This window comes from Ancylobacter radicis, assembly GCF_018449475.1.
Lineage (GTDB): Bacteria > Pseudomonadota > Alphaproteobacteria > Rhizobiales > Xanthobacteraceae > Ancylobacter > Ancylobacter radicis.
The window spans coordinates 209912-231417 of the sequence record NZ_JAHCQH010000021.1; the positions used below are offsets into that span (position 1 = coordinate 209912).

Here is a 21506-nt window from a genome sequence, read left to right on the forward strand (position 1 = left end):
GCTCGAGCCCGATTGATACGCCCGGGAAGGAACGCATCGTGGAACTTATACCTGTCCTCGATCTGATGGGAGGTGTGGTGGTGCACGCGCGGCGCGGCGCCCGCGCCGACTACCGCCCGATCCAGTCGCCGCTCTGCGCGGGCGCGGCCCCGGCGGAGGTTGCGCAGGCGCTTTTGCAGCTCGCGCCGTTCCGCACCCTTTATGTCGCCGATCTCGACGCCATTGCCGGGACGGGGAGCCACGATGCCGCTCTTGCCGCTCTCGCGGTCGATCATCCCGGCCTTGGGCTCTGGGTCGATGCCGGCGAGGGAGAGCCGGAGAGGGTCGCCCGCCGCGCCGCGCAGGGGCCGGGGAGGCCGGTTGTTGGCAGCGAGGCGATGCGCGACCCTGTCAGCGGGACAGCGGCGCTTGCCGTGGCGGGAGCGATCCTCTCGCTCGATTACGGAATCGAAGGCCCGCGCGGGCCCGCTGTCATCCATGAGCAGGTGCAACTGTGGCCGCAGGCGGTGATCGTGATGACGCTGGCGCGGGTCGGCGCCGGCGAGGGGCCGGACCTTGACCGGCTGCGCGCGGTAATGGCCCGTGCCGGCAGTCGCCGCGTCTTTGCCGCTGGCGGTGTGCGCGATCTCGACGACCTGAAGCGCCTGGCGGATCACGGGGCTGCGGGCGTGCTGCTGGCGAGCGCGCTTCATGATGGGCGGCTGTCGCCGGACGATATCGCGGCCTTCATGAACTGAGCGCCGCGGCGAAGAGGGTGGCGACGGTAAGGTCGGCGGTGGTGCCGGGATTGATGCCGCGCCGCTTGAGCGCCGCGTCGAAGGCGAGAAGCGGCTTGTGCCGAGTCTCGGCCGACGCGGTGAAATCCACCTCGGCGGCGACCTTCTGCGCCTCACGCTGCACCTCCCGCGCAAGCGCGAGGCTGAATTTGCGGGCAATATGGCTGTCGGGGAACGCTGCGAGATAGGCGAGGTGCACGGCCTCGGCCCCCGCCTCCGTCTCCGCTCCCGCAAGGCTGGCCAGACGTGGCAGGCCGAGTTCAAAGATGTCGGCAAAACCGCTCACATATTGCCAGGCGATGCGGTCGCGCTCCGCCGCGAGGGCCATCGCCTCGATCAGCCCGATGCGAGCCGGAGCGGTCACGTCGTGTTCATCATGCCGGCCCAAGCCACCGGGACTGGCGGCGGCGATGGCGCGGAACGTCGCCGCCGCATCGCCGTCATCGAACCTTGCCAGTACCTGTCGGAGGCTGTCACGCAGCGGTCCGCCGCGCTCAGCGGCGGCGGCGAGCGGCGCGCAGAGCAGCAGGATGCCGAGATTGGTGTTGAGCCCCGTCGCTGTGAGCGAGGCCTGCACCGCCGCTTCGATCCGCGCACCGACCCGCCTTCCATTGGCCGCGATGAACGGCGCGGCGGCACGGTAGGCGACCTCGAAATGCGCCACCTCCATGCCGTGTCCCGGACTGAAGCGATGGACATTGCCCACCTTCAGCGCCGCCAGCTCGGCGGCGCAGGCGTCGCGAAAGGTGGCCGCAAGATGGTCCGGCGTCATCACGCCTCGACACGTCCGATTGCCTCGGCGACGTGCCGGGCCAGCGCGCTGGCGATATCGACCTCGGTGGTCTTTTGCAGGCCCTTCCAGGCTGGCATGGAGTTTACCTCCAGCACCTGGAACGCCCCGCTTTCATCCTCGATCAGATCCACCCCGGCATAATCGGCGCCTACCGCCGCCGTGGCACGGATGGCGAGGTCATGCGCATGCGCATCGGCCGGTGCCGGTTCCCCCGTCGCGCCCTGATGGATGTTGGTGATCCAGCGCGGCGACCGGCGGATCATGGCAGCGGCCACGCGGTTGCCGATGACGAAGACCCGCCAGTCGCGGAAATCCGGGCCGGCCGGCTGGGTGACGAAATCCTGGAGATAATAGAGGCCACCAACCTTTTCCGGCTCCGGCAGGTCGGCGCGTGGGGCAAGGCGGCGGATACCTTTGCCCTGTGCGCCGAACAGCGGCTTCAACACCATGTCGCCGGGCGCCTCGTCCACCAGAGCCTGCATCGCTGCCCGGTTCTCGCCAACGAAGGTGCGCGGCGTCGGCAGGCCGGCCTGCGCGATGAGGAAGCTCGTCATGCTCTTGTCGACGCAGCGCTCGACGGCGCGGGCGTCGTTCATCACCTTTACCCCGAGTTCGCGCAAGGCGTGCAGCAGCCCGAGCCGGGCGGTGATCTGCTCGGTCGTGCCCTTGGCGATCAGACGCACGAACGCCGCCACCGGCAGCCGGTCGCCGAAGCCCGGCAGGACCAGCCCATGCGCCGTCTCGCCGAGGGCGAAGCCGCAATCATTGAGCGAGAGCACGGTAACGCCGAGCCCGGTGCGCTCCAGCGCCGCCTTGAGATTGCGGGTGTGCCAGTCGGCATCCTCGGTGAAGATGACGACCCGGTCGCTGCGCGGGGCGCTCATGCGAAAGAGCGGTCGAGCACCGCCTCGTCAAAGGCGCCATGGGTGAAGCTGCGTCCGGTGGACAGCGCCGTCACGGTGACGCGGGCAGGGCTGAACAGCATCGGGTCCATGGCGTAGAAGTCGCCATTATAGGCCGAGAAGATCTCCCCAAAGGCGCGGCCATAGTCCCGCGAGGTCGAGCTGGGGAGGCCTTCCGCCAGCTTGGCCGCTTCGTCCTCCGGTCCGTCCACGAACAGATGGACGTCGCCGCCATAGAGCGTCGCGTCATTGGTCCGGCCCATCGCCGTAATGAAATCGGGCGCCGGCGGGGGCAGCGGGGCGCTGGCAAGCCCATCGACAATGCGCTCCAGCGGGAAATGCAGCGCATGCGCCTTGTGCAGGGCGACTTCCAGCACGCGGGCGACAACCTGCACCGTGCCGGCGAGGCTGCGGGTCGGGGTGAGGATCAGCGTCAGCTTGTCGGTGGCCACGCCGCAATTGGCGCCGATCCGGTCGATCAGCGTTTCCGGCGGGAAGCTGTCGACCTCCAGCACCAGAACGGCGCTCGCCGCGCTGTCGCGATAGCCGAGTTCCTCGTAAAGCGTCTCCTTGGCATGGAGCGCGCGGGCGGGGCCTGATCCGAGCGCGAAGAAATCGCCCTCGGACAGGCTCCAGCCGGCATATTGGCTGATGAGGCACGCGGTGACGGGGTCGGCTGTGCGCACGCCGAGACTCGTACCCCAACGTGAAAAGCGCGGCGACGGAACAATGTCCACCGTGCCGAGCCCGCCGAGGCAGATCTCCGCGATCAGGCGGCCGGCCTCGATGCCTCCGGCCGCCTTGATTCCCGCGTCGACGATCCGCGCCCCATTGGCGCTGTGCGAGATGGCAAGGCGGAGCACTCCAGCCCGCGCGATGAGGGCCTCGACCAGCGGTGCGGCGAGGGCCGAGACGCTGGGCCGTGACATATGGTGGGTATGCATCAGGGAGTTACTCCGCAGCTTGGCGGCTGGCTGCGTTCAGCCCATGCCAAAGATGGTCGATGCGCCCGGCGAGTTGCGCGCGGGCTTCGGTGAGGTCGTGCCCGGAGGCGAAGACGGTGCAGATCGGCTCGTCCTGGTCGATGAGGCTCCCGGGAGCCGGGCGGTCCGCCACCCAGACGGGAAGATCGCTGCCGATTTCGACAGGACGCGGCGCGTAGAAAATGGCCGCGGCCTGAACGGTCGCCCCAATGTCGAGGTTGCAAGGTTTGAGTTCCGGCAGGCGACCCTCGCAGGCATCCAGATGCAGCCGTAGCAGCGGCGCCAAAGGCGGGCGGTCGAACACGTCCAGCGACGCTCCCGGACGCGGGTTCACCTCGATCAGCCACCAGCCGGTCTCGCCAATGACAAGGTCGGTGCTGGCGAGGCCTAGTAGTCCGGTGGCGTCGGTGAGTGCAGTGAGTGCAGCCTCGATCTCGGCTTCCAGATCGGGCGCGAGGCGGATCGGCCCGGCGGCCCCGCCATAGCGGAAGGGAGCGTCCTCGGTCGGTGCGCACCATTGCTCGGAGAAACCGAGCAGGCGCGCGGAACGGCCATTACCGAGGAACAGCGCCGAGACGCTGCGCCCCGGCACGAATTCCTGCAGATACCAGCCGGCCCCACGGGCGCGCCGGGCCGGGCGCACATGCCCACCGCCCGCCGCTCCCGCCTGCTTTTCCAACGCCGCCACGCCGTTCGGCGCGCTTTCCGCGAAAAGCAGGGGATGGGGGATGGAAAGGTCCGCGAGAAGCTGCGCGAAGGCTGCCGGCTGTTTCAGCCAGGTCAACGTCCGGCGCCCGCTGCCCATGAGCCGGAAACGGTTCGCAATCGCCTCGACCCGTTCGGGCATCGCCTCGAACCCTGTGCCGAGCACAAGCGGCAGGTCGGGGCCGACATGCCGCTCGAGCTGGGCCATCAGGTCCTTCGGATCGAGGCTAAACCCCTCACCGCGTTGCAGGATTACCGTCGTGGCGGCAAGCGCCCGCGTGTCCTCGTCCGCGAAGAGGTCGAGCACAAGAGGGCGCAGCCCCGCCCGCCGCGCCGCCGCCGCAAGACTGCGCGCGGAGACGCCGACCACGGCGATATCGGCGGAAGCGTCAGGCCGCGAGGGAGCGTGCGAGCGCAAAGGCATCCTCGAATCCGAAGGTGAGGGCTTCCGTCGTGACCTTCATCTGCTTCAGCATTTCGTGCTGAACCCGGTACTTCAGGTGCCCGATGGTCAGTGCGCCGATGCCGAGAGTGCCATTGGCGAGAACCTTGCCATCCGCATGGGCGTCGATGCCGGCGATGCCGGCGGGAGGCACGGCGTTCACATCCGCCGCGGCGATAAGGTTGCGGGCGGAGGCGAGGGCTTCGGCCGAGAGAATCTCGACGCCGGCCTTGCCGCAGGCGAGCACCACATGGGCCTCGGGAACCAGCGCGCGCTTCTCGTCCTCGCTGCTGGCGCTGGCGCAGGCGATGTCGACATTGAAGCGGCGCTTGAAGTCGCGCGCCTTCACGGCCACCGCTTCGACGTCGCGGTGGCTGACGAAGGTCACCTCCGCGCCGGCCTGCGCGGCGATCACGCCGGCAATACCGCCGACCACGCCGGTGGCGCCATAGACCTGAATTTTCAAGCCCTTGATCCCGTCAGGATGGGTCGGGCGCAGCTTGCGCTCGACCTCCGCCACCATGGCGGCGGCGGTGGTGAAAGAGCCGGCCGGGTCGACGAAGACGGAGATTTCGAAGGGCGGGAAGAGGACGCTTTTGGCCTTCGCCGCCATGTCGAGGGCGAGGCTGGCATCCTTGCCGCCGATGAACAGGCCGGTGCGCGGAGCGGCCTGTGGGGCGCGCGAGAACATCATGTCCTGCGTCAGGTCGCCCATCTCATCGAGGGTGACGCCCGAATAGGGCAGGATGGTCGTGTAGCCGGCATCGACGGCCATGTTCACGTCGAACGGCGAGACGTGACGCAGGGGCGAGACGATGTGAAGAATCGGGGCGATGTCCGCCATGTGGTTCCATTCCCTAGGCAAAATCGGGCCTTGCGGCCTCTCATGATCGGGGAAGAAGCGACGCGGGCCTTAAGCCAAAGCCGTCGCTAGCACTGCTCGACGCAGGCAAGCCATTCGATCCGTGCGCCGACATTGCTGCCGCGTACACAGTCGAAAGCCAGAGCGGGCCGGTCGCCGAACAGGGCGCGGGCCTCGCGGATCACGTGGTCGGCCTCATCCGGGTTGCCGAGAATGGCAAAACCGGTGGGACCCCACGAACTCTGGCCAAGACCGCGCAGACCGCGCGTCTCCAGCCAGTCCATCACCTCGGCGACGGCTGTGCTTGTATAGCGGCCACCTTGGGCGTCCGCATAGTGGTCGCCGAGAAGTCGCTGCATTTCGCCGATCGAAGCGGCAAAATAATCCACATCCGCTTCCGCGAGCGCCGGCAGCGCCACCATGACGGCGAGGCGCGCCATATGGCCGGCCAGCGTGTCGGCGAAGGGCGGCAGGCCATCCATCGCCGCCACTTCTTCCTTGCCGCTAAGCCCCTGATGGGATTTGTCATATACCAGAAGAATGCGCCAATGCTCGGGGAAGGGCAGGCGCGAGAGGATGGGCGGCGGCGCGTCCGAGCCGCGCTTCTTGCCGCCGTCGAGGATCACCCCGCCCTCGGTGAAGGCGCCGATGCCGATCGCCGAGCGGGCCCCGCGACCCAAAGCCGCGCCGACCTCGCGGGGCGAGAGGGTGAGGCCGTTCAGCAGGCACAGCCCGGTGGCCACGGCGAGACCGAGCTGGGTGCCGGAGCCGAGGCCGGAATGCGGCGGCAGAGCCGATTCAACCGTGATTTCAATGGCTTTGTCGATGCCGAAGCACTGCGCCGCCCTCTCTGCCGCGGCCAGCGCCCGGCCGACATCCGGCCCGGTGGCGGTGAGCGCGTGGCTCCGGCGCATGCGGACGATGGTCGAAGGGCGGTCGAGGGTGATGCCGAGGCTGCCGAAGCGGCGGCCGAGGGTGCCGGCGAGGTCGATGAAGCCAAGGTGCAGCCGGGCGGGCGCGGTGATGCGCACCACGCTCGATCCGTCCTCCTGGCGTGTCGTCGGCGATTTCGGCGTTATCTTGTTCACCGGCGTTTCCTCGGCCTGCATCGTAAGGCCGCAAGGGCGGGCAGGACAAGCGCCCTTGGCCGTCGGCTTAACGGCGGGCGCGGCGTTTTGCTGCCGTGTCCGGTGACAAATCCCCGCGAGTTGGGATTTGCGGCCGGGCCCCGCCGCGTGCTACCGAATCGTTAAAAGCCGCCTGCGCCAGAACGGGCGGACCTACCGAGGAGGACGCCACAGCATGGCCGTGGATCCGAAAAAAACCTTCACCATCAATGAGGTGGAGGACCGGCTCGCTATCGAACTGCCGCACTGGAAGCTCCAGGAAGGCTGGATAAGGCGCACCTATCGCACCTCCAGCTGGAAGGGGACGCTGATGGTGATCAACGCTGTCGGGCATCTGGCCGAGGCGGCTTGGCACCATCCCGATATCACCGCGTCCTATGCCTGGGTCGAGGTGCGGCTGATGTCGCACGACGCCAAGGGCATCACCGAGCGCGATTTCCAATTGGCGAAGAAGATCGAAGAGGTCGTCGGCTGGCAGCCCGGCCTTGAGCCCGGCAGCGCGCTGGAAGGCACGCCGCACGGCGATCTTCGCTTTTCCTATATCAAATATGATTGATTTTTCAGGTATTTATCATGGCTGAGGTGCGCACGATCGAGAATGTGGCCTGCGGCTTTTGCGGGCTGGCCTGCGACGATCTCACGGTCGAGGTCGAGGGGCGCGAGGTCCGCGCCAAGGCGGGGCCGGGCGGCACCGTCTGCCCTGAGGCGGCCCGGCTTTTCCGGCGTCTGGATACCGCTGACGCGGTGGCGCGTGTGGCCGGTGAGGTGACCAGTCAGGCCGATGCGGCCAGTGAGGCGCACCGCCTGCTCACTGCGGCGACCTCCCCGGTGATCGCCGGCATGGGCACCGACATGACCGGCGCCGGGGCGCTGGTCGATCTCGCCATCCGCTTCGGCGGGGTGCTCGACCATCACGCCTCAATGGGCCTGTTCCGCAACTATGCGGCGGTGCAGCGCACCGGCTGGCTCGCCTCCACCCTTGCCGAGGTGCGCAACCATTGCGACCTGCTGCTGGTGGTGGGCGAGGACCCGACCGCGAACTGGGGCCGGCTGTTCGAGAAATTCTACCCGGCCACTCCTCTGTTCGCGACCGGCGAGCGCCGGGTGGTGTTCCTTGGCGGCACGCCCGGCGAGAAGGCGCGCCGGCAACTGGCGGGCATCACCCTCTCCGAGCTTCCCGGCGCGCCGGTCGAGGTGCTGGAGGCGCTCGCGCTGCTGGTTTCCGGGCGCACCCCGCCGCAGGCGACCATTGGCGGCCTGCCGCTCGCGGAGGTCGCCGCTCTCGCCGAGGCGCTGCGCGGGTCGAAATACGCGGTGGTGACCTGGAACGCGGCGGCGCTGGATGATGGCGACCTTGTCGCCGAGCGGGCCACCGCGCTGGTCGACGCGCTGAACGTGACCACCCGCGCCGGGGTGTTCCCGCTGGGCGGCACGGACAATCTGATGGGCGTGAACCAGCTCATGCTCTGGCGGCTGGGCTACCCGCTGCGCACGCTGGTGAGCGGGCAGGGCAGCGCCCATGACGGCACGCTCTACGCGACCGAGGCCGCGCTCAAGGATGCCGATGTGATGGTCTGGGTCTCGGCCTTTCGGCCGGAGCCGCCGCCGTCCTTTACGGGCAAGGTGATCGCCCTTGCCCATCCCGATACGGTCTTCGAGACCGAACCAGATGTTGTCATCCCTGTGGGCACGCCCGGCATCGACCATGCCGGCACCGTGTTCCGCATGGATTCCATCGTCAGCATGCCGCTCGGCGCCTTGCGCGTCGCGACGCTCCCCAGCGTTGCCGAGGCTGTGCGTCGCATAGCGGAGGGCTAGATGAGAACGAGGCTGAAGGGCGGGCGTGTGCTCGACCCGGCCAATGGCGAGAACGGCGTCGCCAGCGGCGCCGTGCGCGACATCGAGATCGAGGACGGGCGTATCGTCGCCGCCACCGATCGCAAGGCGGATGCCGAATATGATCTCGGCGGCGCGGTGGTGATGGCGGGTGGGATCGACCTGCATAGCCACATTGCCGGCGGCAAGATGAACCTGGCCCGCCTGCTGATGCAGGAAGACCGCAAGGCCTTCCCGGAAATGCCCGGCAATTTCTGCGGCTGCGGCGGCGGACGGGCGGCCCCGACCGCCCATGCCACCGGCTGCCGCTATGCCGAGCTTGGCTACACCACGGTGTTCGAGCCGGCCATGGTGGGGGCCAATGCGCGCGGCGCGCATCTGGAAATGGCGGATATCCCTAATCTCGACACCGGCGCCTATCTGGTGCTCGGCAATGACGATTTCTTCCTGCGCCTGCTGGCCGCCGGCGCGCATCAGGAAACCGTCAATGCCTATGTCGGCTGGATGATCGAGGCGACGCAGGCCTTCGCCATCAAGATCGTCAATCCCGGCGGCATCAACGCCTTCAAGTTCAACGCCCGCCGCATGGAGCTGGACGAGGCCAACCCCTATTACGGGGTCACGCCGCGCAAGGTGCTGACGACGCTGATCCGCGCGGTGACCGAGCTTGGCCTGCCGCACCCGATCCATCTGCATGGCTGCAATCTCGGCGTGCCCGGCAATGACGAGACCACGCTCGCCACCATCCGCGCGGCGGAGGGGAGGCGCCTGCACCTCACCCATCTCCAGTTCCATTCCTATGGCACGGAGGGCGACAAAAGGTTCTCCTCCTCGGCGGCGCGGATCGCTGAGCTGGTCAACGCCAACCCGAACATCTCGGTCGATGTCGGGCAGGTGATGTTCGGCCAGACGGTGACCGCCTCGGCCGACTACATGTCGCAATACCGCAACCGCGCCATCGCCTCACCGAACAAGTCGATCGGCATGGACATCGAGCTGGACGCCGCCTGCGGCGTGGTGCCGTTCGAGTACAAGGACAAGTCCTTCGTCAACGCGCTGCAATGGGCGATCGGGCTGGAGCTGTTCCTGCTGGTGGAAGACCCCTGGCGGATCTTCCTCACCACCGATCACCCCAATGGCGGGCCGTTCACCACCTACCCGCATCTGATCCGGCTGCTGATGGACCGCGATTTCCGCAACGCGCAGCTCGCCACGCTGAACAAGGCGGCGCAGAAGCACACGATGCTCCCGCAGATCACGCGGGAATATTCGCTGGAGGAGATCGCCATCCTCACCCGCGCCGCCCCGGCGCGCATTCTCGGCCTCACCGACAAGGGCCATCTCGGCCCCGGCGCGGTGGCGGACATCGCTGTGCACACCGAGGATGCCGACCGCGAGGCGATGTTCTCGACCACCCGCATGGTGTTCAAGAACGGCCGGCTGATCGTCAAGGACGGGGTGGTGGTGGAACTGGCTCAGGGCACCACCCATGTCGCCCGCCCGACCTTTGACCGCGCCATCGACACCGACATGCAACGCTGGTTCGACGAATCGGTCGGGCTGAAGGCGCAGCATTTCCGCATCGCCGATGGCGAGTTGAGAAACGGGGCGGGGCCGACCATTCTCACCTGCGAGCGGGGGGAGGGGTGATGAAACCCATCCGTTTGGTGTCATCCTCGCAGCCGGCTGGCCGTCATGGTCGGGCTTGGCCCGGCCATCCACGCCTTTCCCCGGTGCGCCTCGCGGTGGCCAAGTCGTGGATCCCCGGGTCAAGCCCGGGGATGACGGGGCTTTCGCGGCTTGCGAGTGCCGTGTCCTTCACCTCTCCCCGTGGGGGAGAGGTCGGCGCGCAGCGCCGGGTGAGGGGGCCCGCGCTCGCCGCTTTGGCGCACTGCTGCCCCTCACCCCAGCCCTCTCCCCGTCGGGGAGAGGGAGCAGGGCGCGTGGTTGTGATTGGGCGTCGGCTCCTCGTGACCATGCCGGAGGGCGCGCGATGATCCTTAATGGCGTCGAGATCCGCGACACCTTCGCGGAAGCCTTTCCGATGGTCGGCACAAGGCTGATCGTCACCGCCGACACGCCGGACTGGGCGCTGACGGCCGGGCGCGTCACCACCGGTTTTGCCACCTCCGTCATCGGCTGCGGCTGCGAGGCGGGGATCGAGCGCGTGCTGGCGCCGCAGGACACGCCGGACGGAAGGCCGGGCGTATCGCTGCTGATCTTCGCGATGGATTTCGGCTCGCTGAAAAAGGTCGTGCCGCTGCGGCTCGGCCAATGCGTGCTGACCTGCCCGACCACCGCCTGCTATGCCGGCGTCGAGGGCGGCAAGCGCGTGCCTCTGGCCAAGACCATCCGCTATTTCGCCGATGGCCACCAGATTTCCAAGAAGCTCGCCGGCAAACGCTTCTGGCGCCTGCCGGTGATGGAGGGCGAGTTCGTCTGCGACGAGGACACGGGTTCCGTGGAAGGCGTCGGCGGTGGCAATTTCCTCATCCTCGCCCGTTCGCGCGGGCAGGCGCTGCATGCCGCCGAACAGGCGGTGGCGGCGATGGGCCAGGTGCCCGGCATCATCCTGCCCTTCCCCGGCGGGGTGGTGCGCTCCGGCTCCAAGGTCGGCTCGAAATACAAGGCGCTGTTCGCCTCCACCAACGACGCCTATTGCCCGACATTGCGCGGCGCGGTGCCGAGCCAGCTTCCCCCGGAGGTCGGCTCGGTGATGGAGATCGTGATCGACGGGGTGAGCTTCGAGGCGGTGGCGGAAGCGACGCGCGTCGGCATCGAGGCGGTCTGCGCGGTCGGCACTGAGGGCGGCGTGGTCGCCATCGACGCCGGCAATTATGGCGGCAATCTCGGGCCGTTCCATTTCAAGCTGCGCGAGATCATGAGCGCGGGAGCGGGCAGCGCGGGAGGCGTGGCATGAGCGGCGTATCATTGAAGCCGCGCGCGGCCCTTGAGGCGCGGGTGGACCTGTCCGGGCTCACCCCGGCGGTGGCCTGCGCGACCTCGCTGCGCGAGCTGGAACATCTGGCCGTGCCCTATGGCGCGACCTCCGTGCCGCTGGGCGAGCTGTTCTTCATCGAGGGCGCGCCGGAGGGCGTGCTGCTGATCGAGATCGGCGATGAGAGGCTCGACGGGGTCGGCGCCGGCATGGCCGGGGGCGAGCTGATCGTCGACGGACGGGTTGGCGCCTGGGCCGGGCGGGGCATGTCCGGCGGGGTGCTGCGCATCTCCGGCGATGCCGGCGACTTCCTCGGCGCGGAAATGTCCGGCGGGCGGATCGAACTGGCCGGCAATGCCGGCGCTCACGCGGGCGGGGCCTCCTCCGGCTCGCGGCGCGGCATGTCGGACGGCGTGCTGAAGATCGCCGGATCCGCTGGCGAACGCGCCGGCGCCCGCCAGCGCGGCGGGCTGATTCTGATCGGTGGCGATGCCGGCGCGGGGCTGGCCACCGGCATGATCGCCGGCACGATCAGCGTCGCCGGATCGGTCGGCACGCTGGCCGGGCGCGGCATGAAGCGCGGCACGTTGCTGGTAAACGCGCTTCCCGAACTGCCGGCCGGTTTCGCCGACACCGGCACGCACGACCTCGTCGCCCTGCGCCTGCTCGCCCGGCGCGTGCCGGACCTCGCGGCCACGCTCAAGGACGTCACCCAGGCGCGCCGCCTCGTCGGCGACACGCTGATGGGCGGGCAGGGCGAGGTTCTGGTGGTCTAGCCGCCCTCTGGGTCGTCATCCCGGACGGCCCAAAGGCCGATCCGGGATCGCGTGCCGCGACGGCTGACGATCCCGGCGCTCGCTGCGCTCGGCCGGGATGACGGTGTTCAGACCTACAACAGCGTTCCGTGCAGGATGACCAAGGCGACGGTGAAGTAGATCACCAGCCCGGTCACGTCGACGAAGGTCGCCACAAACGGCGCGGAGGCGCTGGCCGGGTCAAAGCCGAGGCGGCGCAGGACGAAGGGCAGCATCGAGCCGGTCATCGAGCCGAAGGTGACGATCGCGATCAGCGCCGCCCCCACCGTCGCCGCCACCAGCACCCAGTGCTCGCCATAATCATGGAAGCCGGCGAGCTGCCAGATGGTGATGCGGGTGACGCCGAGCGTGGCGAGGATCGAGCCGAGCACGAGGCCCGAGGGCAGCTCGCGCAGCGCGACGCGCCACCAGTCCTTCAGCTTGATCTCGCCCAGCGCGAGCGCGCGGATGATCAGCGAGGTCGCCTGCGAGCCGGAATTGCCGCCCGAGCTCATGATGAGCGGGATGAACAGGGTGAGCACGATGGCGCGCTCCAGCTCGTCCTCGAAATGCTGCATGGCGTTGGCGGTCAGCATCTCGCCGAGGAACAGGATGGAGAGCCAGCCGGCGCGCTTCTTCAGCATGGCGATGAAGCCCATCTCCATATAGGGCTCGTCCAGCGCCTCCATGCCGCCGAATTTCTGCACGTCCTCGGTGCTTTCCTCGATGATGGCGTCGATCATGTCGTCGACCGTGACGATCCCCAGCACATGGTCGTGCTCGTCCACCACCGGCACGGCGAGCAGGTCGTATTTCGAGATGAGCTTGGCCACTTCCTCGCGGTCGGTGAGCGGGGAGGTGGTGATCGGGTCATGGCGCGGGGCGACCGAGAGGATCGGGTCTTCCGGCGCGCCGGTGATGAGACGGCGCAGCGTCACCGCCTTCAGCAAAGCGTGGCTGTCGGGGTCCAGCACATAGATGGCGTAGATGGTCTCGCGGGTGCGCTCGATCGCCCGGATGTGCCGGAGCGTCTCGCCCACCGTCCAATTGGCGGGGACGGTGACGAACTCGGTCGTCATCAGGCTGCCGGCGCTGTGCTCGGGCCAGGCGAGCAGGCGGTTCAGCTCGGCCTGCGTCTCGGCCGGCAGATGGGCGAACAGATGCGAGCGCGCCGGCTCCTCCATCCAGCGGAACAGGTCGGCGGCACGGTCGGCCGACATGTCGGTGAGCAGGCGCACCGCCTCCTCGACCGGCAGCGCCTCGATCAGCTCGCTGGAGAGGTCGAAATCCGGCAGGTCGAGGATTTCGACCTGCTTTTCGCGCGGCAGGCTCGCCAGCACGGCGGAGGCGGTGTGACGCTCTTCCTCGTCGAGCGCCTCGGCGATGTCGGCGGGATGCTCCTCGGCAAGCTCGGCGGCGAGGGCGGCGGCGTCCACGAATTCATCGTCGCGGCGGGCATCGTCACGGCGGGAATCCGCCGGGGTACGGGTATCGTCCATCTTGGCTCTCTTTCCGACGTCCGGTCACCGGAGGCGGACGCAGAGAGCCGATGCCCCTCAGGGCCGCGGTCGGCTCAGAGCGCCGGCCGCCGGCGGCCGGACAATCGACTGGGACTGTCGCTGGGCATGGGTAAGGGGTTCCGATTGCGGCGCGGTGACACGCGGCGCCGGGCAGATGGACCCGCGCGGGAGCGGAGTCAAGCGGGGGATGGGCGCTTGGGGCCGGCCGGTGGCCGGCACCTCCGCATGACGGGGGTGTAGGGGCGGGCGGGTTCGAAGACGACTCGTCGGAGGGCTCGTCATCCTGAGGTGCGCGCCGAAGGCGGGCCGCGAAGGACGCAGAGGCGCGCCGTGCTCTTGAACAAGGCTGCCGGTGGAAGGCGCGGGTGTCCCGTCTCCCTCAGGACCGGGCTTGCCCCCGTCCTCATACCCGGCCGGGTTCGGCATCGTGGGTGGATCCCCGGGTCAAGCCCGGGGATGAGGGGATGGACGGGTGCGTGCTTCGAGGCCGGCCGGTGGCCGGCACCTCAGCATGACGGGGGGTGTAGAGGGCGGGGGCGCGGGAACCGTCCCTTCGCCCGGCCGTCAGCCGCGCAGCGAGCCGGCGGCGGTGGTGAGGCGCTCGCGCACGGCGGCGAGGCGGGCGGGGTCGAAGCGGCCGGTACGCCCGCCCTCGCACAGCGCGCCGCGAAAGCCGAGATAATCCGCCCCGGCGCCGGCCAGCGGGCCGATGTCGTCCAGCGTGAGCGAGCCGGCGAGGCCGGTCATCAGCCCGTGGCGGCGCGCCTCGGCGGTGAACTGGCTGAGCGTCAGCGGGTCGAGATGGCGGGTCAGCGGCCCGCCTGCCTTGTCGGCGGTGTCGATCATGGCGCCGGCAAAGCCGGCCGCGCCGAGCGGGGCCAGCAGGCCGAAATCCGGGTTCTGGTCGGCGAACAGCACGGCGATCAGCCGGCGCCGCGTGGCGAGCGGCGCCAGCGCCTCGATGCAGGCGCCGACATGCTCGGAGGCGAACAGCCCGACCTTGACGAGCGGCACGCCGGTGGTGGCGATGCGCTCGGCGGCGCTGAGCAGCAGGGCCGGGACCATGGGCTGGTCGCCCACCGTGGCCGAGAGCGCCGGGCGCGCCGGCCCCCAACTGTCCCACAGCATGACGGCGGCGGTGAGCGCCGGGCTGCTCCACGCGCCCAGCGCGCCATAGGCCGGCTGCTTGAGATCGACGATATCGGCGCCGCCCTGCCGCGCCAGCTCCATCTCGTGCAGATCCGCGACGCTGGCGAGCAGGCCGGGCGAGGGCGCGCTCATGATGCGCCCTGCAGAACGCTCGGCGCGCCGTTCTGGTTACCGCGCTGGCGGCGATGGGCGGCGATGGCCTCGACCAGCCAGCCCCAGGCTTCCAGCTCCTCGGGGCCGGCGGTCTTCTCGATGGCGATGGTCAGATAGGCCATTTCCTGGTCGATCTTCTCATCCGAGAGCAGTGCGAGCCGGCTCACCAGCACGGCGCCTTCCAGCACCGCCGCCTTGGCGCGGTTCATCCCCTCGAAGCGGCGATGGCCATCGGAGTGGTGAATCTTGCAGAAGAATTTCGGCCGCTGCGGATCATCCTCGATGCGCTCGACGATCAGCTCGTCATGGGAGAGCGTATCGGCAAGGCGCGGGCAGTCGATCCGGTCGGCCTTGCGCACATCGACCTTGAGGGGACGGCCAACCACGCAGCCGGCGAAGATACGCACATCATCGGTGAAGTTGATGACGGCGATGCGGGTCGCCGCCAGGTTCTCCAGCGTCCGCGAGGGGCGGAAGGGCTGCAGCAGATAGCCGCCCTCGATCACCGTCGCCCCCATGGGCGCGAGATGCGGTTCGCCGCCGGACGAACGGGTGGTGACGATGGCTTCACGGATCACGGTTCGGTGCCTTTCCGGTCTCGGTCTGCGGCGCGCCCTCCGGCGCGGCCGGGGCCGCAGCCTCCTTGTCGGAGTCTTTTTTGTCGGTCTGTTTCTCGGCCCGCAGGGTCGTGCCGGCTTCCTTGAATGTCAAACGATGCGCCGCCTCGGGACTGCCGGCGATCTCGCCCGCGACGCCCCAGGCTAGGCCCTCATCCTGCGCGTAACGCTTGCCGAGCGTGTAGGCGATCTCGGCACGCGCCGTCTCCACGCCGAGATAGAAGGCGTGGGCGCCATCCGCCTCGACCTTGAGATGGGGAAACAGCGCGAAGGGGTCGGCGGCGATGTGGTGGCCGTCGCGGTTGTAGATGTGGATGCCGGCTTCCGTCACGTCGATGCGGAAATTGCGGTCGCGCACCGCGCCGGCCAGCCGGGCGATGTCCTTGGGGCTGGCGGCATAGGGCTTGCGGTCGCGCAGCGCCATCAGCCCGCCGCCGAACCCTTGCGGCAGCGCGCCCGCCTCGCGGGCGGCATAATATTCGCGCCGCGCCCGGTCGAATTCGCGCACGGCGGTGCGGCAATGCGGGCTCACCTGCACGGCCAGCACCGCGTTGAGCCGCATTTCCGAGATCAGCCCCATGAGGATGGCGTTGATGCCGGTGGTGTCGGCGTCGGTCAGCTCGGTGACATTGCCGATGCCCATGAGAACGGGAATGTCGGGGTAGCGCCGGCGCAGCTCCGCATAGCGCAGAATCGAGGCGGTGAAGCCGTAATGGATCGGGTCGAGGATCGGGTCGGCATAGAAGGGCTGGCCGCTGGCGAGGCAGGCGTCCACCGCGCGGCAGAGCGAGTCGAGATCACCTTGCGTCGCCGGCACCAGCACCGGCACGGCCGGGCCTTCGCGGGCGATGTGCAGGGTGTTCTCGTTGAGGCTAAGCAGGAAATCGGCGCCGGCGCGGGTGGCGCGGGCAAGCTCCGTGAGATCGAAGGAATCGACGCTGACCTTCAGCCCCTCGGCCTGAATGGCGCCGATGGCCTCTTCCAGATGGGGAAAAGCGGTGTCCGGCAGGCAGCCGAGGTCGATGACGTCAGCGCCCTCCGCCCGCAGGGCGCGGGCGCGCATGACGATGCCATCAACGCTCATCACGGTGGCGTCGACGATCTCGGCAAAGAGGGTGACGTCGTGCCGGGTGAGGTCGGCGGCGCGGCGCTTCTGGCCGAAATAATCCGGCAGGTCGGCCATCTCGTCCGGCCCGCGCGAAAAGGGCACGCCGAAGAAGCGTTCCAGCCGGTCGAGATCGCCGCGGAAGCGGCCGGGCATCAGCACGCGGTCGGTGCCCTCCGGCAGCTTCAGCCGGCGCTCGACGATCTCCGCCGTCATCAGCGCCGCGACCTTGACGCCGACATTGACCACCACCGGCTCGACCGCCGCGTCGGTAATCTCGCCGGCGATCCGGGTGAGGCGCGGCTCGGCCAGCGAGCCGGTGACGAGGGCGATCTTTTCCGCGCGGCGCGGGGGCTCGGGGGTGTCAGCCATCGACCGGGGCGGCCCGTTCCGCCAGCAGAAGGCGCCGCGCGCCGATGGCGGCGTCGAGATCGGCGAGCGACTCGACCACCGTGGTATCGTCGAACTCCTTGAGCCGGGCGGTGTTCTCCAGGTCGATGCGGCGCGGATAGACCGGGTATTCGCCGCCGGGCGCCATGGTGATCATCTCCGGCGCGGTGTCGCAGGCGAAGACGATGGCGTGCACGCGGCACTTGCCGGCCTGCGCGAAGCAATTGGTCACCAGCGTGTCGGAGATGCCGTACACCGCCTTCGCCACCGTGTTGGAGGAGGCGGGGGAGACCACCAGCGTGTGGTAGAGCTGCTCGTAGAAGCGCCCGACCGGGGCCGAGCTGGCGGTGGTCTCCTTGAAGATGCGGGTGTTCTTCGGCAGGTCCTGCTTGTACATGCGCAGCACCTCGTCCGCTGCGCGCGAGACGAACAGGTCCACCGCGTCGAGCGACTGGATCAGCGCGATCGACTCGGTGAAGAAATGGCCGGAGCCGGTGAGCGCCCAGGCCCAGCGCGGATAGGTTCCCTTGTCGGCACTCATGCGGCCATGCTCCCGTCGGTAAAGGTGGCGCGCGCCGCATCCAGCGTGACAATCTCCACCGCCCCGCCGAACGCGGCGGCGTAGCGGGGAAACAGCGGATCGACCAGCCCGGCGTCGGCCCAGTCCTGCGGGCGGCTGCCGGGGGCGGCGGGGGCGGATTTGACCAACACCAGCCGGCCCGCGCCAAGCCGCGTGCTCAGCTGCGCGGAAAGCCAGGCGGCGAGGCTGTCGGAGGTCAGGTCCCAGCTTTCCGGCAGGTCGGGGGCCTCAAGGGTCATGGCGGCGGGTAGCCACAGCGCCGCGCGGCCGGCGCCATGGTGGCGGGCGATGCTCGCGGGGTCGGCGGCGGTCGGGATGCCGGAGATATCGGCGAGGGCCAGCGCGGTCTGCTCCATGGCGAGGATCGCCATGCGATGGCAGGCGGCATCCGACAGGCCAAGGCGCGGCTGGAGATCGCGCACGCCATCGGCCAGCGGCCCGCCGCCGGCGACGAGCACCAGCGGCGCGCCGGCATGGGCGAGCGCGTGGAGCAAAGCGGGCAGGAGCGGGGCGCCGAGCAGGCTGCCGCCGAGCTTGACGACGAGCGGCGCGGGATGGGCGGCATCGGACGGGCGGGGCGCGCGCGATCCGGGCATGGGACGTTTCCTGAAGGGTGCCGCCAAGGGGAGGTCGGGCGACGCCGTTTGCCGCAAACTAGCCCAAGCGTCGGCGCGATCAATGGAAACGGCGCCGCAGGCTGGCCGGAAACCCCGCGGCAAGAAAAAAAGGCCCGGGGACGAGCCCCGAGCCTTGATAAAGTCGACGGTCATGCAGACGGGAACGCCGTCTGGTAATCCAATGAAAGCATGAGCCGACTCCGGCTTCTTGTCGAGGACTGATTCGGCGGATCACGCCGGCGTTATCTGCGTGCGGCGCATGGCATGTAACGCGATACCGCTGGTCGTCGCGACATTCAGGGAATCGAAGTTCCCGGCCATAGCGATGCGCGTGGTGAGGGTGCGGGCGAGGATATGCGGGGCAAGGCCCGGCCCCTCCGCCCCCAGCAGCAGCGCCGCGCGGGGCGGGCGGGCGAGGGTGGACAGCTCGCTGGCGCCGGAGGGCGAGAGCGCGATCAGGGTGAAGCCGCTGGCCGCCAGCCGGTCGAGGATCGCCTCGGCCGAACCTTCGCGGGCGAACGGCACCATCAGGCTGCCGCCGACCGAGACGCGTATCGCCTTGCGGTACAAGGGATCGCAGGAGGCGAAATCGAACAGCGCCGCATCCGCCCCGAAGGCGGCGGCGTTGCGCATGATGCCGCCGACATTGTCGTGATTGGTGATGCCGAGCGGCACCACGACCAGCGCCTCCTCCGGCAGGGAGGCGATGAGTTCCGCCATCGAGGGCTCCGCCCCGCGCAGGCCGATGCCGAGCAGGCCGCGATGGATGTGGAAGCCGGTGATGCCGTCGAGGATCGCCTGGCTCGCCGTGTAGACCGGCAGGTCGGCGGGCGCCTGCGCCAGCAGGGGGGCGAGCGCCTCGATCCGGCTTTCCGCCAGCAGCAGCGATTCCAGCGTGAAGCGGTTGCGCGGGGAGAGCGCCACGTCGAGCACGGTGCGCCCTTCGACGATGAAGCGCCCGCCACGGCCGACGAGATCGCGCTCCTTGATGACGCGGTAGGCGTCGATGCGCGGATCGTCCGGGGCGGTGAGGGGAATGAGACTGGCCATGGCCGCTTCATAGCCGCCAGCCCGGCGCTTGTCGCGGGGCACCTATGCGCCAGACAGCCGGGAAACGAAAGCGCAGGCGCGCCTCCCGGCGGTAGAGGCTCGAAGAAAAACGATTATCTTACAAATGGATAAGTCTCGGTTGCGCGTGCCTTGCATCCTGGCCGTCTTTCGATCTGGTTTCATTCGAAATCGCGTAGTTCTACGGATGGTCAGGTTGTTTTGCCTAAGGCGGCCCGATACGAGCCCGGCGCGGGACTCGATCAGGACAAGGAAGAACAGATGGCGACGCGCAGCAAGGACACCCTCCTGACCACTTCCGCGCCCTTTGACGGGCTGGCCATGAACCGCCGGCAGGTGCTGGGCACGGCCTTTGCCGGCCTTGCGGCGAGCGCGCTGCCGGGCGGCATCGGCGCGGCGCTGGCGGCGGCGGGGGACCGGAAGGTCGATGTGCTGCTGATCGGCGGCGGCATCATGAGCGCGACGCTCGGCGTGTGGCTCAACGAGCTGGAGCCGGACTGGAAGATCGCCATGATCGAGCGGCTCGACGGCGTGGCGCTGGAAAGCTCCAATGGCTGGAACAATGCCGGTACCGGCCATTCCGCGCTGGCCGAGCTGAACTACACGCCCGAGGACGACAAGGGGCAGGTGCATATCGAGAAGGCCGTCGAGATCAACGAGGCGTTCCAGGTCACCCGCCAGTTCCTCGCCCATCAGGTCGGGCGCGGCGTGCTGCGCAACCCGCGTTCCTTCATAAACTCCACCCCGCATATGAGCTTCGTGTGGGGCGAGGAGAACATCGAGTTCCTGGAGAAGCGCCATCAGGCGCTGAAGGCCAGCCCGCTTTTCGCCGGGATGGAATTCTCCACCGACAGCGCCAAGATCGCCGAATGGGTGCCGCTGATGATGGAGGGGCGCGACGCCTCCCAGACCATCGCCGCCACCTGGTCGCCGCTCGGCACCGATGTCGATTGGGGCGAGATCACCCGGCAATATGTCGGCTATCTGCGCAGCCAGCCGAATTTCGATCTGGAGCTTTCCAGCGAGGTCGCGGACATCACCCGCAACGCCGATGGCAGCTGGCGCGTGACCTATGGCTACACCGGCACCGGCGAGCAGCGCACGGTCGATGCCAATTTCGTCTTCATCGGCGGCGGCGGCGGGGCGCTGCATCTGCTCCAGAAGTCCGGCATTCCCGAGGGCGAGGACTATGCGGGCTTCCCGGTGGGCGGCTCCTTCCTGGTCAATGACAACCCGGATGTGGCGCTGCGCCATCTCGCCAAGGCCTATGGCAAGGCCTCGGTCGGCGCGCCGCCCATGTCGGTGCCGCATCTCGACACGCGCTATCTCGACGGCAAGCAGGTGGTGTTGTTCGGGCCGTTCGCGACCTTCTCGACCAAGTTCCTGAAGGATGGCTCCTATTTCGACCTGTTCGGCTCGGTGACGCTGCAAAATCTCTGGCCGATGCTCGATGTCGGCGCCGAGCAGTTCGATCTCGTGAAATATCTCGCCGGCCAGCTCATGCTGTCGGACGCCGAGCGCGTGGCGGCGCTGCGCGACTATTACCCGCAGGCCAAGGGCGAGGAATGGCGCCTCTGGCAGGCCGGCCAGCGCGTGCAGATCATCAAGCGCGACAAGGAAGGCGGCGGCACGCTGAAGCTCGGCACCGAGATCGTCAGCGCCAGGGACGGCTCGATCGCCGCCCTGCTCGGCGCCTCGCCGGGCGCCTCGACCGCCGCGCCGATCATGCTCGGCGTGCTGGAGAAGGTGTTCAAGGACAAGGTCGCGACGCCCGAATGGCAGGCGCGCATCCACCAGATCGTGCCGAGCTATGGCGTGAAGCTGAATGAGCGGCCGGAGATGGTGCAGCAGGTCTGGACGGCTACCGGCGCGACCCTTCAGCTCGCCAATGCCGCCCCGGTGCTCGACGTCTCCGCCTATGGCGGCGTGACCGCCCCGGCGGGTGGCGTGGTCAAGCCGGTGCCGGATATGGCGCCGTGATTTGGGTGCTGTGAAACTGGCGTGAGGAGGTTGGCGCTGTCGCCGGCCTCCTTCGAGGCCCGGCCGCTGGCCGGGCACCTCAGGATGACGTGGTTCTGGGGATGAGGGGCGCGGCGGACGGGGATTGAGCCCTCGTCATGCTGAGGAGCGGCCCATGGCGCCGCGTCTC

Annotated in this window: 20 protein-coding genes; 7 read left to right on the forward strand and 13 right to left on the reverse strand. The window is 68.8% G+C overall.

The annotated features are described in order from the left end of the window. The first annotated feature begins 38 nt into the window (after positions 1-38). The gene (locus KIP89_RS17225) at positions 39-737 is read left to right on the forward strand and encodes a HisA/HisF-related TIM barrel protein (RefSeq protein WP_213756818.1); all 699 of its coding nucleotides are present in this window, start codon (positions 39-41) and stop codon (positions 735-737) included. Here the strand turns inward: KIP89_RS17225 and KIP89_RS17230 are convergent. From KIP89_RS17230 to KIP89_RS17255, 6 genes are all read right to left on the reverse strand, one after another. After that, positions 727-1548 carry a triphosphoribosyl-dephospho-CoA synthase gene (locus KIP89_RS17230; protein WP_213756819.1) on the reverse strand — a complete coding sequence of 274 codons (822 nt, stop codon included), beginning with the start codon at positions 1546-1548 and terminating at the stop codon, positions 727-729. The two genes, KIP89_RS17225 and KIP89_RS17230, sit on opposite strands and share 11 nt — an antisense overlap. After that, complete coding sequence (locus KIP89_RS17235) at positions 1548-2453, reverse strand: RimK family alpha-L-glutamate ligase (RefSeq protein ID WP_213756820.1); 906 nt, start codon at positions 2451-2453, stop codon at positions 1548-1550. The genes KIP89_RS17230 and KIP89_RS17235 overlap by 1 nt, the downstream gene beginning before the upstream one ends. After that, positions 2450-3415 (reverse strand): methenyltetrahydromethanopterin cyclohydrolase, encoded by a 966-nt coding sequence (mch, locus tag KIP89_RS17240; RefSeq protein ID WP_250152590.1) that lies wholly within the window; start codon positions 3413-3415, stop codon positions 2450-2452. Before mch ends, KIP89_RS17235 begins: the two co-directional genes overlap by 4 nt. 7 nt (positions 3416-3422) lie before the next feature. Beyond that, on the reverse strand, positions 3423-4583 hold the full coding sequence (locus tag KIP89_RS17245) for an ATP-grasp domain-containing protein (protein ID WP_213756821.1): 1161 nt from the start codon (positions 4581-4583) through the stop codon (positions 3423-3425). Continuing rightward, entirely contained in the window at positions 4549-5445 is an 897-nt protein-coding gene (locus KIP89_RS17250) for an NAD(P)-dependent methylenetetrahydromethanopterin dehydrogenase (RefSeq protein ID WP_213756822.1), read from the reverse strand. Before KIP89_RS17250 ends, KIP89_RS17245 begins: the two co-directional genes overlap by 35 nt. A gap of 86 nt (positions 5446-5531) precedes the next feature. Continuing rightward, entirely contained in the window at positions 5532-6551 is a 1020-nt protein-coding gene (locus KIP89_RS17255; RefSeq protein WP_369807188.1) for a beta-ribofuranosylaminobenzene 5'-phosphate synthase family protein, read from the reverse strand. 214 nt (positions 6552-6765) lie between these two features. Here KIP89_RS17255 and KIP89_RS17260 point away from each other — a divergent pair, with 214 nt between their 5' ends. The 5 genes from KIP89_RS17260 to KIP89_RS17280 all read left to right on the forward strand — a co-directional run bounded on the left by KIP89_RS17260 (position 6766) and on the right by KIP89_RS17280 (position 12140). Next, positions 6766-7146: a 4a-hydroxytetrahydrobiopterin dehydratase gene (locus KIP89_RS17260; RefSeq protein WP_213756824.1), complete on the forward strand. Its 381-nt coding sequence runs from the start codon at positions 6766-6768 to the stop codon at positions 7144-7146. Positions 7147-7163: 17 nt separating this feature from the next. Continuing rightward, positions 7164-8408, forward strand: coding sequence for a molybdopterin-binding domain-containing protein (locus KIP89_RS17265; RefSeq protein WP_213756825.1), 1245 nt, complete (start codon positions 7164-7166; stop codon positions 8406-8408). Beyond that, positions 8409-10076: a formylmethanofuran dehydrogenase subunit A gene (locus KIP89_RS17270; protein ID WP_213756826.1), complete on the forward strand. Its 1668-nt coding sequence runs from the start codon at positions 8409-8411 to the stop codon at positions 10074-10076. A 343-nt stretch (positions 10077-10419) separates the two neighbouring features. After that, complete coding sequence (gene fhcD / locus KIP89_RS17275; protein WP_213756827.1) at positions 10420-11346, forward strand: formylmethanofuran--tetrahydromethanopterin N-formyltransferase; 927 nt, start codon at positions 10420-10422, stop codon at positions 11344-11346. After that, positions 11343-12140, forward strand: a complete 798-nt coding sequence (locus KIP89_RS17280; RefSeq protein ID WP_213756828.1) for a formylmethanofuran dehydrogenase subunit C — start codon at positions 11343-11345, stop codon at positions 12138-12140. The genes fhcD and KIP89_RS17280 overlap by 4 nt, the downstream gene beginning before the upstream one ends. A 113-nt stretch (positions 12141-12253) precedes the next feature. On the opposite strand, the gene mgtE is transcribed toward KIP89_RS17280, so the two are convergent. From mgtE to KIP89_RS17315, 7 genes are all read right to left on the reverse strand, one after another. After that, entirely contained in the window at positions 12254-13657 is a 1404-nt protein-coding gene (gene mgtE / locus KIP89_RS17285; RefSeq protein WP_213756829.1) for a magnesium transporter, read from the reverse strand. 585 nt (positions 13658-14242) lie between these two features. Continuing rightward, positions 14243-14959, reverse strand: coding sequence for a (5-formylfuran-3-yl)methyl phosphate synthase (locus KIP89_RS17290; protein ID WP_213756830.1), 717 nt, complete (start codon positions 14957-14959; stop codon positions 14243-14245). Beyond that, positions 14956-15558, reverse strand: coding sequence for a DUF447 domain-containing protein (locus tag KIP89_RS17295; protein WP_213756831.1), 603 nt, complete (start codon positions 15556-15558; stop codon positions 14956-14958). The genes KIP89_RS17290 and KIP89_RS17295 overlap by 4 nt, the downstream gene beginning before the upstream one ends. Beyond that, entirely contained in the window at positions 15548-17074 is a 1527-nt protein-coding gene (locus KIP89_RS17300) for a DUF6513 domain-containing protein (protein ID WP_250152591.1), read from the reverse strand. Before KIP89_RS17300 ends, KIP89_RS17295 begins: the two co-directional genes overlap by 11 nt. Continuing rightward, positions 17067-17633, reverse strand: a complete 567-nt coding sequence (locus KIP89_RS17305; RefSeq protein WP_213756832.1) for a flavoprotein — start codon at positions 17631-17633, stop codon at positions 17067-17069. The genes KIP89_RS17300 and KIP89_RS17305 overlap by 8 nt, the downstream gene beginning before the upstream one ends. After that, entirely contained in the window at positions 17630-18268 is a 639-nt protein-coding gene (locus tag KIP89_RS17310) for an amino acid kinase family protein (protein WP_213756833.1), read from the reverse strand. Before KIP89_RS17310 ends, KIP89_RS17305 begins: the two co-directional genes overlap by 4 nt. A gap of 252 nt (positions 18269-18520) precedes the next feature. Continuing rightward, positions 18521-19339: a TrmH family RNA methyltransferase gene (locus KIP89_RS17315; RefSeq protein ID WP_213756834.1), complete on the reverse strand. Its 819-nt coding sequence runs from the start codon at positions 19337-19339 to the stop codon at positions 18521-18523. Positions 19340-19618: 279 nt separating this feature from the next. Here KIP89_RS17315 and mqo point away from each other — a divergent pair, with 279 nt between their 5' ends. Next, a complete protein-coding gene (gene mqo / locus KIP89_RS17320; protein ID WP_213756835.1) occupies positions 19619-21337 on the forward strand; it encodes a malate dehydrogenase (quinone) in 1719 nt (572 codons plus the stop codon). Positions 21338-21506 lie beyond the last annotated feature (169 nt).